This window comes from Colwellia sp. (genome assembly GCF_013214175.1).
Taxonomy (GTDB): domain Bacteria; phylum Pseudomonadota; class Gammaproteobacteria; order Enterobacterales; family Alteromonadaceae; genus Colwellia.
This window is the reverse complement of the sequence record NZ_JABSPA010000007.1, coordinates 157259-171507: the sequence shown is the minus strand read 5'-3', so window position 1 is coordinate 171507 and position 14249 is coordinate 157259. Positions and strand designations below refer to the sequence as shown.

12 protein-coding genes are annotated in these 14249 nt (G+C 38.9%); 10 read left to right on the top strand and 2 right to left on the bottom strand.

The window, feature by feature from the left end; all coding sequences use genetic code 11:
• Window positions 1–263 precede the first annotated feature (263 nt).
• The 8 genes from lodA to HRT55_RS16405 all read left to right on the top strand — a co-directional run bounded on the left by lodA (window position 264) and on the right by HRT55_RS16405 (window position 11395).
• Window positions 264–2306, top strand: a complete 2043-nt coding sequence (gene lodA, locus HRT55_RS16440) for a CTQ-dependent lysine 6-oxidase LodA (protein WP_291622973.1) — start codon at window positions 264–266, stop codon at window positions 2304–2306.
• Between the two features lies 1 nt (window position 2307).
• Window positions 2308–3483: a lysine-epsilon-oxidase maturase LodB gene (gene lodB, locus HRT55_RS16435; RefSeq protein WP_291622972.1), complete on the top strand. Its 1176-nt coding sequence runs from the start codon at window positions 2308–2310 to the stop codon at window positions 3481–3483.
• A 352-nt stretch (window positions 3484–3835) separates the two neighbouring features.
• Window positions 3836–4816 (top strand): DUF1186 domain-containing protein, encoded by a 981-nt coding sequence (locus tag HRT55_RS16430; protein WP_291622971.1) that lies wholly within the window; start codon window positions 3836–3838, stop codon window positions 4814–4816.
• A 116-nt stretch (window positions 4817–4932) separates the two neighbouring features.
• Complete coding sequence (locus HRT55_RS16425; RefSeq protein WP_291622970.1) at window positions 4933–6711, top strand: DUF885 family protein; 1779 nt, start codon at window positions 4933–4935, stop codon at window positions 6709–6711.
• A gap of 195 nt (window positions 6712–6906) precedes the next feature.
• Window positions 6907–7428, top strand: a complete 522-nt coding sequence (locus tag HRT55_RS16420) for a tRNA-uridine aminocarboxypropyltransferase (RefSeq protein WP_291622969.1) — start codon at window positions 6907–6909, stop codon at window positions 7426–7428.
• Window positions 7429–7541: 113 nt separating this feature from the next.
• Window positions 7542–9254, top strand: a complete 1713-nt coding sequence (locus HRT55_RS16415) for a B12-binding domain-containing radical SAM protein (RefSeq protein WP_291622968.1) — start codon at window positions 7542–7544, stop codon at window positions 9252–9254.
• A gap of 177 nt (window positions 9255–9431) precedes the next feature.
• Window positions 9432–10079, top strand: a complete 648-nt coding sequence (locus HRT55_RS16410; RefSeq protein ID WP_291622967.1) for a redoxin domain-containing protein — start codon at window positions 9432–9434, stop codon at window positions 10077–10079.
• 398 nt (window positions 10080–10477) lie between these two features.
• Complete coding sequence (locus HRT55_RS16405; protein WP_291622966.1) at window positions 10478–11395, top strand: LysR family transcriptional regulator; 918 nt, start codon at window positions 10478–10480, stop codon at window positions 11393–11395.
• A gap of 171 nt (window positions 11396–11566) precedes the next feature.
• Here HRT55_RS16405 and ppiC read toward each other — a convergent pair whose 3' ends face one another.
• On the bottom strand, window positions 11567–11845 hold the full coding sequence (ppiC, locus tag HRT55_RS16400; RefSeq protein ID WP_291622965.1) for a peptidylprolyl isomerase PpiC: 279 nt from the start codon (window positions 11843–11845) through the stop codon (window positions 11567–11569).
• Between the two features lie 107 nt (window positions 11846–11952).
• Window positions 11953–12075 carry a hypothetical protein gene (locus HRT55_RS16395; protein WP_291622964.1) on the bottom strand — a complete coding sequence of 41 codons (123 nt, stop codon included), beginning with the start codon at window positions 12073–12075 and terminating at the stop codon, window positions 11953–11955.
• A 73-nt stretch (window positions 12076–12148) separates the two neighbouring features.
• Here HRT55_RS16395 and HRT55_RS16390 point away from each other — a divergent pair, with 73 nt between their 5' ends.
• The gene (locus HRT55_RS16390) at window positions 12149–13162 is read left to right on the top strand and encodes a DUF1611 domain-containing protein (protein WP_291622963.1); all 1014 of its coding nucleotides are present in this window, start codon (window positions 12149–12151) and stop codon (window positions 13160–13162) included.
• A 6-nt stretch (window positions 13163–13168) separates the two neighbouring features.
• Window positions 13169–14176 carry an N-acetyl-D-Glu racemase DgcA gene (dgcA, locus tag HRT55_RS16385; RefSeq protein ID WP_291622962.1) on the top strand — a complete coding sequence of 336 codons (1008 nt, stop codon included), beginning with the start codon at window positions 13169–13171 and terminating at the stop codon, window positions 14174–14176.
• The last annotated feature ends 73 nt before the right edge of the window (window positions 14177–14249 follow it).

Sequence of the window (14249 nt, the reverse complement as noted above, 5' to 3'; positions counted from 1 at the left end):
ACCCCACATACTAAGAACCGGCAACTTTAACGAGTCGTGGCTTTCTTCGTCTTAAATTTAATGATTAAAATAAACCGAGTGGTATAGCACAATATTGTTTTTTAATTGGTGCGCATTTGATTTTTAATTAACACTAACCTAACATAAATCTAACATTTGTTGGCTAATCTAAAATTAACCCACAAATGTTACGGTGGCACATTAGGATGTTGTGCTTAGAGTAGGTAATAAGCGTAAACCAAATGGACAAGGAAGACAGTAATATGGAATTTAAGATCCACCCATCGATAGGAATTTCTCGTTTAGGTAACAGTCCTGAGCAATTTTGTTTATCTCCAGAAAAGATAGGTCAACTACCTTTTGAAGCAGACCAAAATGGCAATAAACAGGGGCCGATTATTTCGTTCAAAGATGACGCAGGACGCGTTAGAAGGCAAGGGCAGGTATTTAAAGTATTTTTAGATAATGGTAAAGAAGTTACTTTAGATACCCCTAATATTAAAGCCATGGAATGGTCTGTACATTTAGCCAACAAAAAAGCGACTTGGTACCAGTACAGTGAACTACAAGGTAACTTACTTTATGGTTCACAAAATAGTTATAGTAATCAAAATGTCCCTTTTAGAAACCCTGATGTTGACGGTGAAAGAGCACGCCAAAATCTAATCGTTGACCCAGGACCACGGACTATTGGTGGCCCATTGCAATCAGTTGGTTTTGAACAAGGTAGCGCTCCAGATGGTTATCCTGTTTCTTATCCACCGAAAACAGTAAAATATGGCACGCCAGTGCTTACCTTAGGTGATTTATATACTGATAATTTAGGGCGATTAATTGTAGTGGGCGGTTATGGACATGCTGGTGGTAATGAACCATTAACCAGTTACGGTGGTTCTAATACTTGGCACGACGATATTTCCGATGGTCCAGTTTATTGTACTGTTTCTTTTAAAGACAACATACCAGATGTTCAACTTCAAGCTTGGGTAGTGGTAGGTTCGCCTGACTTTGCACCTGAAATTGTTAATATTTCTACCTTAGACGATAGTGCTTTTGATGTTGGTATTAGAGAGTTCAATTTAGTACCTGACCTTTGCTTTGATAATGTTTTTAATGAAAGGTATCAAGCAAATTATCAGCGTGACATTTTACCTATTGTTGAACGTATTGGCCGATATCAATGGGTATCTAACGTACAATCTATGTCGGCATTTAGTACTAATGCGTTTGATTATGCAGACAATAGTGAAACTAACAAAGCCAATCGAGAAAGCTACTTTTCATATTTCAGAGAGCCTGACGATAAAGCTGATGCATCAGCCGAGCAACCTCAGCAAACGCTATTTAAAGACAAATTCCCTATGATGCCATTAAATTCGGGCAGCAATTCGGTAAGTAATCAAAATATTGTTAAATTCCTAGCACTTAACCAAACACAACAATTTTTATTAGGTCAATGGGCGAAAGGTTGCTTTGTTAACGATGAAAATTTCATACCGTATCCTATTAACCCGCTTGACCAAGGTAGTATAGGCAACTGTGTTGGTTTGCCTATGTGTCCGGGAATAGAGGTTACCTGGAGCGTGCAAAATAAGAATATTTATTCTGCACCTTATATTATTTCAGACCAAAAGGGTGCTGGCGGTTACGACACCACTGGATTAACGCCATCGCGTGATGAATGTGAAGGTGGTGGCTGTGAGCCTGGAGACTTGACCAAACGTATGGCCTGTCCTTGGCAAGCTGATTTTTTCCAATGCACAGTGCAAACGGTTAACTTTACTGTACCAGAAGTTAATAAAAGCAGTGATGGTGAAGGAGGTTTATCGCCATTACCACCAACCTATTATGCTTACTGGTGGCCGCCACAAAGTCCTTGGGATGTACTTACGGGTGAAGTAACAGAGGAAGGGCAGGCTGCTGCTCATGTGCCAGCAGGCCAGCAAATGAATTATGCTCGGGGCATTAATACTTTTGTACAAATGGTAGAGCATTGGTCGGCACTAGCCTTCATTCGTGATAACAACAATGAACACACCGATTATCCGTATTTTACTGAAACTGAACGGAATAATGAGCTCTTTAGTTATCAGGAAGTTGGCGTAGGAAGCATCAGTGGTAACAAGGATGATAACGAAACCACTATTCCTGTCTTTTACATCGAGCAGAATAAGAAACACATTAAACGGAAAAGTACCCGGGCAGCAAGAATGGTTAAAGGTCTTGAAACACGCAATTTCAAAGAAATTAAAATTGCAAAAGACGGTTTAGGTGTTCCACGTTCAGGCACGCGTGTACGTCGATAAGATGATGTCATTAAAAATTGAAACTGATGTAACTATACTAGGAGCAGGCCCCTCTGGGGCTTGTGCAGCACTCAGTTTATTAAACAATTCCACATTAAATATCACCCTAGTAGAACAATCCGATTTTTCCCAACAACGTGTTGGTGAACATGTTTCGGACAGCCTTTTTAACTTTCTAGACTTTTTAAACATTGAACCTGAATCTTTGGGGGAGGGTTGCTTTATTCCAACCTATGGTAGTACTGCTTATTGGGGATCAAATCGACCTGGGTTCAGAAATTCAGTATTTACTACGCAAGAATCCACCTATCAGTTAAACCGAGAGCTATTTGATTTAGGTTTAATTGAAACAGCCGTTGAACGCGGTGCACGAGTTTTACCTCGTACCCATTGTCTGGCAACTAATCAACTACCCGACGGTACTTGGCAGTTGATACTTTCACATCCTCATCAGGGTGAATTTGAAATCCATAGTCGCTTTATTGTTGATGCTACTGGTCGCAAAGCAAGCATTACAAGAGGGATCGGCGGGCTAAGCGATAAAACAGATGATTTAATGGGCGTTGGACGCTTCTTTCAATTAGCCAAGGGTCATAAAAAGACTCAAGAATATATTATAGAAAGTTGTGAGCATGGTTGGTGGTATGGTGCATTGTTACCCAATCATACTTATGTGGTCACTTTTTATTCTGATGTAGATATCATTGCAAAACTACGATTAAATCAGCAGGAAGGTTGGAATAAGTTATTAAGTGAAAGCAAGCACATCAAACATTGTGTCAATAATTGTAAAGTAACGGCTCCACATCCATGGTCACGCCCAGCATTTAGCCAAATAACTATGGCTGATAATGTTAACAACTTCTTAGCGATTGGTGATGCTGCCTGTGCTTTTGATCCTATCTCATCAATGGGTATAGGTTTTGCGTTTTCTTCAGCTTGCCATGGTGCAAATGCGATAATTGCGCAGTTGAATCCTAATAATTCTGATCCCAAAAGTAATCAGGCAATAAAACAGTATAATTTGGATTTGAAAAGTCAGTTCGATAATTACCGTTTACTCAAACAGAAATTTTATCAACAAGAGCTTCGTTGGCCTCAGGCACCTTTTTGGCAGCGAAGAGCCTTCAACAGCAGTGATGTTGAAGAATTGGCGCTTGATAATAGCATGACGTAATTTTATATGGACTAGATAAAGTAAAAATCTTGTTGCGAACGTAACGAGGTTTTTACTTTTTATATTTTTGGAACCTCTAATATAGTTTTTTCGAAATGCCTAAAATATGCATTGGCTATTTTGGAAAATATTCAAATACGAGTTCAGAATAAAACCAGTGCCCATACTCGTCCCATTTTTCCCGCCACATTATAAGAAACCGCAACTTTAACGGGTCGCGGTTTTTTTTCCTTGAGTTTAGCCTCGAATTTAGTTTTGAATTTGAGGCTTTCAATGGTAACGGGAAGTAGAAGTATTAATATATAATATTCGGCATATGCACTCATCATTAATTATTTAACGCGGAATTCACATGAATTTAGAACAAGCTTTATTGGATATAGGTAATGCACAAGACAACGAATTGCCTATTACAGGTCTCGAAGTGGTTAAAGCAAATTGGTCGGAATTTTATCCTGAATTAGAACGGGTGATAGATCAATTTATCGCAGATGATACCTCGTTAACCGACGAGCAGCAGGCCATTTTATTTTTTGGTACTTTATTATTAGCGGAATTAAAATATTCTCCAGCGTTAGAAAAGTGTTTGCAGTTATTTGCACGTAACGATACGTTTTTAACAGCTCTTGAAGCGGTGTTTGGTGATGCACTTACTGAATTAACTCCGACCTTATTTTATAATGTGGTCGATGGTAATACACAAGCATTGTGTAATTATATTGTTGATGGTCATCAAGCTATGTATTGCAAAGCATCGGCTATGGAAGCTGTATTTGCTCAGTACGAAACGGGTATTATTGATGAATTCGTATTAAGTGCACATGTAACTCGATGGATAACTGTATTTTCGGCTTTACCGAGTTCAACCAATAGCTTTTTAATTAGCGCATTAGCCGATTCTTGCATTGAATATCAACTTGATGACTTTAAACCTCAGTTTATTGACCTATGTGACAACGATTTAGGTGATAAAGGTTTATTTGATGAAGAACGCTTTAAACAGTGTGAAGTAAAAGCATGGCATAGGGCAGGTACGCCTAAGTTGATTGAGTCTGGCATGATTCAAACCGAATTTAATGTTGTTGATACCTTAAGTGCTTGGGCTGATGATGATTCTGACTCAGAAGGTGAAGAACTCGACAATATCTCAAGTGAAGACTTTGATGACTTTGCTTCGTTAATGGGGGAAGGCGGTTTATTGGCTAATATCCTGTACGACGAAAATACAATTTTAGAGAACAGTGTACCCGTTAGTTCATTACCTACGGCTGGCCGCAACGATCCTTGTCCGTGTGGCAGTGGCAAGAAATATAAGAAGTGTTGTTTACGTTAGGCACGTAAGCAGGCGTAGCCAATTAAGTTTTTATCAGTGAGCCGTAACTACTCTTTAAAAGTACTATAAAGCAGAAACAGAAACGAGAATGAATAATGATAAAAAAGAAAAATAAAATGTTAAAAACAATCCAAGGTTTATGTCTTGTTTTATCTACGCTTATCTTTGCTACAAACCTTATGGCTGCTGATAAAACATTACTAAATACGGATAAAAAATTAGAAGAGTTAATTGCCCAGCACTGGGATTACTCGTTAAAAGAAAGTCCTTTATCAGCAACATCTGAAGGTATTACCAAATATAATCATTTACTCGATCGTGTATCAAAAGTTGATAATGATAGGCGACTTGCAGAAGAAAAAAAATTACTTGGTCAATTAGTCAAAATAGATCCTGAGCAACTATCCGCCTCGAACCGTATAAATCATCAACTATTTAAGTGGGTGATTGAAGGTTCAATAGAAGCTTATCAACTTAATTTGTCACGTATTCCACTCAATACTTTCTATAGCTTTTTTTTACAAGTATTAAGTATGAGTAACGGCTTACCGATGAATACAACAAAAGATTACAACGATTACATAGCAAGAATCAACGAGATACCGCGCTATTTTAATGAAAATATAGCCAACATGCGTGAAGGTATTCATTCCAATTTTACCCTGCCAAAGATTGTTGTTGAAGGCATTCTTCCTACGGTACAAGCGCAAATATATGACAAGCCCACTGATAGCAGCATTTACAAACCTTTTTTGAAAATGAGCACCAGGATCTCAGACAAAGAGCAAGAACAGCTTAGAGAGTCGGCCAAGAAAGCTATTTCACAATCAGCCATACCCGCCTTTAGAGAATTCGCCGAGTTCTTTGGTGGAGATTATTTGCAGGCAGCAACAGTAACCCTTGGTGCAGAACAAATGAGTAACGGCAAAGCGTACTATGCTCATCAAATTAAAAAATATACCACATTACCAAATATTACGGCTAAAGAGATACACCAAACAGGCCTGAGTGAAGTAAAACGCATCCGAGCAGAAATGCTTGAAATAATCAAAGAAACCAAATTTGACGGATCATTTGAAGAATTTACCCAGTTCCTGAGAACAGATCCTCAATTTTACGCCAAAACACCAAAAGACTTGCTAAAAGAAGCATCGTATATTGCTAAACGCATTGACTATATTATGCCTGAGTTTTTTAAAACCCTACCTCGCACCCCTTATGGTGTTGTTGCTGTGCCAAAAGAAATAGCACCTAATTATACTACCGCTTCCTATAATTCAGCACTTGTAGGTGGAACGCGTGGCGGTGCTTATTGGCTCAACACTTATCAATTAGACCAACGACCGCTGTATGAACTTACTGCTTTAACATTACATGAATCAGTACCTGGACATCATCATCAATCGGCTATATCAAGTGAATTGAAAAATGTGCCTAAATTTCGCTTAGGCTTATATTTCAGTGCCTATGGTGAAGGGTGGGGCTTATATTCTGAGAAGTTAGGTGTTGAAATGGGATTATATGATACTCCTTATGATAATTTTGGCCGATTAAGCTACGAAATGTGGCGAGCTTGTCGCTTAGTGATTGATACCGGAATACACGCAATGAAATGGGATCGACAACAAGGAATCGATTTCTTATCAAGTAATACCTCATTATCATCAGCGAATGTTAGAGCAGAAGTAGACCGTTATATATCATGGCCTGGTCAGGCACTTTCATACAAATTAGGTGAATTACACATTTGGAAGTTAAGACAAAAGGCTGAAAAATCATTAGGCGAACAATTTGATTTACGTGAGTTTCATGATGTTTTATTGAGTAATGGGGCATTACCATTGGCTATGGTTGAGGCTGAAATAGATCGATACATTACTTTAAACAAAAAATAGCAAAGTGAAATATTTCAAAATGGCTTAAGGGATCATAATAAACCGCATCGTTAACACGTTGCGGTTTTTCTTCGTCTGAATGTGTAGGAGTAAAACTTATTTAGCTTCAATATTTTTAGGTTACCAACATCAGGTTTGGCGATCACGTTCAATAATCCCCCCGAAAAATAATCAAAAGCGGAACAAAGCATAGCAATGAAAATATTTTTACTAACCCATGAGCGTGAATTGCGCAGAGGAACCAATACCGGCGCTCTTGCTTTAGATCATGCTAATGAAATTGTTGAACGTATACTGTGGGAAAGAAAAAAGCCTAATAAAGACCTTATCAGGTTAATAGAAAATTATGAGGCGGTATTATTATATTCGAAGGGCGATTCGTCATCGGCACTGTCATCGGAAATAATAACGACAACGGAAACATCACCGTCTCTATCTCCGGCAGTACCATCGACAAGAATTGAAGAATATGAAAACATCATTATTATTGATAGCACATGGCAGGAAGCCAAAAAAATCTTCAATCACAGCCCTTATTTAAAAGAGGCTGCCCAATTCACCCTGAAAACGACAAATGATTCTTTATATAAACTTAGGGCCAATCAACCTAAAGGTGGCCTATGCACCATCGAATGTATAATCGAAGTCTTAAGACTTAAAGGGCAAGAAGAAATGGCAGCAGAATTAGCAATGAAATTTCAACAATTTAATGGCTAAAACTTAACAAACAAAAGCACAAATACAAACATAAACAATATTGCTGAATAAGCTCAGCAATCAAAGTATAATTGCGGCAATATTTTCTAAGGTTTCAGGCAGTAAAATCGAGCATGGCAGAGCAAAAAAGTAACCCCGAACTAACCATCACACAAGTTCCCCTAATTGAAGGCAATATTCCTGTTTCAACTTTTCCTGATTTAGTAAAGCCAGAGTCGCTAATACCTGAGCCAACAAAGTCAGATTCAATGAACAAGGGTACACTGGTTACTCAAGCTATTACTCATCAAAGCAGTAACGTAATAGATAAAGCTTCGCCTAAAATTGTCCTTGCTACGCTTAACGCACGATTTTTTCATACCAGTTTTGGTTTACGTTATCTTTACGCTAACTTAAAAGAGTTACAGCAATATTGTGAAATAAAAGAGTTTATTATCCAAACTCGCGCCCTTGATATCGTAGAACAAATATTAGCATCGAAACCCGACATTGTCGGTTTTGGTGTTTATATCTGGAACATCGTTGAAACAACGGCTGTTGTTAACTTATTAAAAGTGATCGCACCAGAAATTAAAGTTGTGCTAGGTGGCCCAGAAGTCAGTTATGAAACGGAACACCAAGCTATTGTCGCTTGTGCTGATTATGTCTTGACCGGCCCAGCAGATGTAAGTTTTTATCAACTGTGTAAAGATATACTCAATAACACACCACCGGATAAAAAGATTCTCAGTTCAAAGCCCGTCGCATTAGAAGACATAGCTTTACCTTATGAGTATTATACCGATGAAGATTTAAAGCACCGTCTGCTCTACGTTGAAGCATCGCGTGGTTGTCCCTTTAAATGTGAATTTTGCTTATCGTCTTTAGACAAAACATCCACGCCATTTGAGTTAACAGTATTTCTTGAACAAATGGAAATTCTCTATCAACGTGGTGCAAGAAACTTTAAGTTTATCGATAGAACATTTAATTTAAATATCAATACCACCATGCAAATTATGCAGTTTTTCTTAGATAGGATGACTGACGATCTCTATTTGCATTTTGAAGTGGTACCCGACCATCTACCAAGAAAGTTAAAAGCGGTATTGGCTCAGTTTCCTGAGGGAAGTTTACAATTCGAAATAGGTATTCAAACCTTTAATGTTGAAGTACAAAAGAATATTAGCCGCAAACAAAATAACGCCAAATCAAAAGAGAATTTAATCTGGCTAAAAGATAATACCAATGCCCATATTCATGCGGACCTTATTTTTGGTTTACCCGGCGAAACCTTTGAAACATTTAAAGATAGCTTCAACCAACTGTATCATTGTCGTCCTCATGAAATTCAAATGGGGATTTTGAAACGCTTAAAGGGTAGCCCGATAATAAGGCACACCGAAGCGTTTGACTTGCGGTTTAATCCTTTGCCACCCTTTGATATTTTAAGTACGGACAGAGTTAGTTTTACTACTATGCAGCGTATTAACCGCTTTGCACGTTACTGGGACATGATTGGTAATTCAGGGCGTTTTAAACACGCATTACCGCATATGTTGTCTGATGAGCCATTTGATGATTTTATGGCAATTACCGAGTGGATTTTTAACAAAACAGGCCAAATACATAAAATTAACCTGAAGAAATTATTTGAGCTGATTTCTCAAGCAGTAGAAGCGCTATTCCCTGAAAAACATCAAGTTGTTATTGAAAAAATTGAAATTGACTATAACGCCGCGAAATTGAAAAGCTTGTTTAGTGGACTCAATCTGTATGCAGTTGCTCAGGTGAAAACGTTAAGTAAAAATAAAGCATTAAAGCGCCAGCAACAACATATGAGCTAAGCGAAATTTAATTAAGTCTACTTCGTGGTTACGTTAATTCTATTGCTCTCGACACACACACTAAAAATCGCAACTTTAACGAGTCGCGATTTTTTTAGTTTTGAATCAACCGCAATATTGTCTAACAAATACTAACGATCTACACTTAAAGTAACTTTTAAATGAGAATCCTCTACTATGCCGACACTTACTGAGCGACTTAGAAAATACAAAAATTCTTTTGCCAAGTCAGTTTCTGCGGAAGTACTTGAAATTTTAAGTCGGAATATTTCTCTGCTGCAAAAGCATCAAGTGAGGGCTACTAAACTCAGTGTCGGTAGTTCAATTGAAGATGGCCTGATTTATGGAAGTAAAGGTAATGAGGTTGAATTAGATAGTTTATTGTCACAAGCACCACTAATTATTACTTTTGTTAGAGGAGCCTGGTGCCCTTATTGTATGTTAGAACTACAACAATGGAATAAATTTATTAAATCGATTCCTCAGCCGATAAATTTTATCGCCGTGTCTGGTGAATTATCTACTCTGTCGGACCAGGCTATAGAAGATAACAAGCTTGGTTTTCCTATCTGGGAGGATAAAAATTATCGCTTAGCAAGTAAATTTGGACTCACCTATCAAGTAGACCCTGAGATGAAAGCACTCATGTTAAAGTGGGGCATCGACCTCTCACTGCGAACATTTAGTGGTGATTTTGTTCTGCCAATTCCAGCCACCTATATTATTGATAAGAACCATGAAATTCGATACGCATTTTTAGAAGAGGATTACACTGAACGAGCAGAGCCACAAGACGTGTATGATGAATATAAAAAACTCATTTAATCAAAAGGATGAGTACTCAATATCGCTTATCATCATCCTAAAAGTGTAATTGATAACCGCTATCTCGACATGTTTTATAAAGCCGCGACTGTTACAAGTCGCGGTTTTTTGTCTTTAGTCACTTTAAAAATGCTGAAATAGCTTAATGAAGCTCTTTTTATATCTATCGGAGCTTTCCTGTGACCATCAATAAACTGCCGTTCTAAGTTAATAGCTTTACTTAAACGCTAAGACTAACGCTAACGCTAACGCAACGGCTAAGCAGGTTATTGTAATCGTCCAGTGACAAGTTACAACGGAGAACTAGGAAAATATCACAATAACCATTAACACCCGTAAATAGTTTTGTTTTACCATAACTGCTATTAATAATAGCCGTTAAAGAGAATAGAGAATCGATGCGAATTAGACATATTGAAGTATTTAACGCTATTTACAGCATAGGCTCAGTCTCGGGTGCTGCACGGTATTTAAATATTACCCAACCAACGGCCAGTAAAGTGTTAAAAAATGCTGAGCACTACCTTGGTTATCTCCTGTTTATTCGTGTCGATGGTAAACTGATTGCCACACCCGAAGCCGAAATTCTCTATAAAAAAACCGCTGAAATTAATAGCCAGCTTATTGAATTAAGACAACTGTCTGAAAACCTTAAAAAGACTGGCACCGGAAAAATTAAAATTGCTGCTATACCTGCCATAGGTATAGAGTTTTTACCGCGCGCAATGCAAGCATATCAACAACTACATGCTGATGTGCAATTTGAGATTCAGCTCTACCAAAGCCAAGACGTAGTGAAAGCCTTGTTTGCACACGAAAAAGATATCGGTATTATCTTCGCTGGCGAGTCTTATCCAGGCACAACACAATCCAAATTAACCCAAGGACAATGTGTTTGTGTCTGCGCGGAAGATATTTTTACCGATAAAGTCACAGTCACAATGGCAGATATCGCCGATCAAAAAATAATCAGTATGGAAAATAGTGGTCCGCTTGAGCAGTTATTTCACCATGAACTGGCCAATGAAACTCTGGCAAATAATTCAGCCAATATAACCGCGCAAACCTATTTAGTAGCCAAAAACCTGGCGGCTTTAGGCTCTGGTGTGGCGATTATGGATGAGTTCTCTGCGCGTACTAGCTCTTATGGCGCTGTAGCTATCAAACCCGTAGTACCACCACTTCACTATCAAGTGATAGCGGTAACCTTAGAGCAAACGTCATTATCTGTAGATGCCGAGCGCTTTGTTCGTTTTCTCGCTAAATTTTTAAGTGAACAAACCATAGCGGCACAAAGGTCTATTGACTGTGCTTAATGCCTGAGGGCTTAATAGCTGGTGTCTTAATCCATAGGGCCTTTAATACCAGCTAACTTGAGTCCAGTCAGTAAGTGCTTCGGCAATATAAGCCTGCCATAGAGCTGGCCTTCAGTGGATATTTGCTAATTTTACTGAAAGGGGTCGTTATATAAGAGAGGGTAAGTTTGTCTAGGTGCGGTACAAAACTTTAATAATATGCCAGCCGAATTTAGTTTTGATTAAATGTGGCGTTAGAATTTCACCATTAAAGGCAACTTTATCAAATTGAGGCACCATAGTGCCTTTAGCAAACTCACCTAAATTGCCGCCTTTTTTACCTGTGGGGCAGGTGGAATGTTTCTTGGCTAACGTTTGAAACTTTGCGCCTTTCTCTAGCTGTTTAAGTAAATCTTCAGCCTGTTCTTTATGCTTCACTAAGATGTGAAGTGCTGCTGCGGTACGAGCCATATGCCAACTTCTTTGTTATAACTATATGTGTGTATTTTACCCTGTTAAGCAATGGATTACAGCAAAAGGTTAATTGTCCTGTGCAAAATAACGGGGATTACTGCCCTCTATTCGTATAATTCTTTGGTAATTGTTTCTGGCAATATTTTCTTGTACGGGTCTCTGGCATTGTTTTCTGGCAATAAACTCAGGCCATAGCTTTTTGGCATAGCAACCATGATTCTTTTCATAACCCTGTTTAACCACAAGTAACATAAGATATCCATATTGAATTAATCAGCTGTTTACTCGTGGGTATGTATTATGAAATTTAGTCCTCCTTATCTATTATATCTTGGTGATGCCAACAAGCCTTTGGCGATAAAGACCTCTAGAGGTATTGCACAATGGCGACCGGAACTTTGTTTAGGTGAATACGCACATGCTGGAAATCCATTAACCTTATATTTAGCCAGATTAACGCCCAAAGAAGCTAAGAGTTTAGGGGCTAAAACCTTTGTTGTTGGCTTGGCCAACAGTGGCGGTATTATTGAACAAAGCTGGATTGATGACATTGTTGACGCCCTTGAGCAAGGCTTAGACGTTGCCTGTGGCTTGCACCAGAAATTAGCTGATATTCCTCGTATTTATGCGGCGGCAAAGTTACATGGCGGACAACTGTTTGACCTACGCCATCAAATTCCAGATATCCCGGTTGGTACTGGCAGTAAACGCAGTGGAAAACGTATTTTAACAGTGGGTACTGACTGCTCTGTTGGCAAAATGTACACCTCTTTAGCCATAGAGCGGGAAATGCACTTACAAGGCTTTGATGTCAGCTTTAAAGCAACGGGCCAAAGCGGCTTACTACTTGCCAATAATGGTATTTGTATCGACGCTGTGGTTGCTGATTTTATTTCCGGTGCTGTAGAGTTAATTTCCCATGCGGCGGATGATAATCACTGGGATATTATTGAAGGCCAAGGCTCTATGTTCAATCCATCCTGTGCCGGCGTTAGTATGGGCTTGCTACATGGTGCGCAAGCCGATTATTTGGTCATGTGTCATGAAGCCGGGCGTAATAATATTAAAGACATCCCAGACTATAATGTTCCTGATTTGGCTAGCTGTATTGAACTTAACCTTAGTGTTGCCCGTTTAACGAACCCTAAGGTGAAACTTGCCGGAATTTCACTTAACTGTCGCGTGGTGGGTGAAGAGCAGGGTAGAGCCTTGATTAAAGCACTTGAACAAGAATTTAATGTGCCTTGTTTTGATCCCTTAATAACGGGCTGCGAAAAATTTGTCGCTCAGTTAAAAACCACTGATCTTGGGTAAGCTACTATGAGTAACCTTAGCCTGATGATAAGGCGAGAAATATGGCCGCTGGCAAAACCTTTTGTTATTGCTCGTGGTAGTCGTAGTGAAACTGAAGTGGTACAAGTCACTATTGCTCAGGGTGTCTTATTCGGTCTTGGTGAATGTGTACCAACGCCGCGTTTTGGTGAAAGTGTTAGTGGCGTTATCGATGCTATTGAGTCTATACGTGACAAACTGATAACCTTTAGCGGTGAGCTAAGTCAATGCCGTCAGCAGTTGCAACATTGGCTCCCCGCTGGCGCGGCTAGAAATGCTCTTGATTGTGCTCTGTGGGATTTAGCTGCTAAAGCCGAGCAAACAAGTGTTGCTCAACAATTGAGTTTAATCGAGCCAAAAAATATCACCACAGTACAAACCATCAGTATCGACAGCCCGGAAAATATGGGCAAAGCTGCAGCCTTGCTTAAAAACTTGCCGCTGTTAAAAATAAAATTGAATGAAGAATTGGTACTTGAGCGATTAAATGCGGTGCATGAAAATGCTCCCAAGGCCAAGTTACTGATTGATGCCAATGAAAGTTGGAATATCGTACTGCTTGAACACGTGGCTAAATCGATAAAACATTTACCCATTGTTTTAATAGAGCAACCTCTCAAAGCTAATCAAGATGAAATATTAAAAGGTAAAAGTTTTTCAGTGCCTATTGGCGCCGATGAATCATGCCACACTTGTAGCGATATACCTTATCTCGCCCAGCGTTATGATGTTATTAACATTAAACTGGATAAATGTGGCGGATTAACCGAAGGCGTACAAATGGCCAAGTTGGCAAAAAGTAATGGCTTGCAAGTTATGGTTGGCTGTATGGTAGGTACTTCGTTGTCTATGGCGCCAGGCTTAATTTTGGCGACTCAAGCAAGTTATGTTGATTTAGATGCACCTCTGCTCATTAAGGTAGATAGACCTTTCGGTTTACAGATAAATAACGGTAATATAAAAAATTTACCCGTTGAACTTTGGGGTCACCCTTAAAGTCATAACAAGTTATTACTTATCAGGGTCTGTTGATCTTTCAGGGTTAAAATTTATTCAATTTAAAATGGGC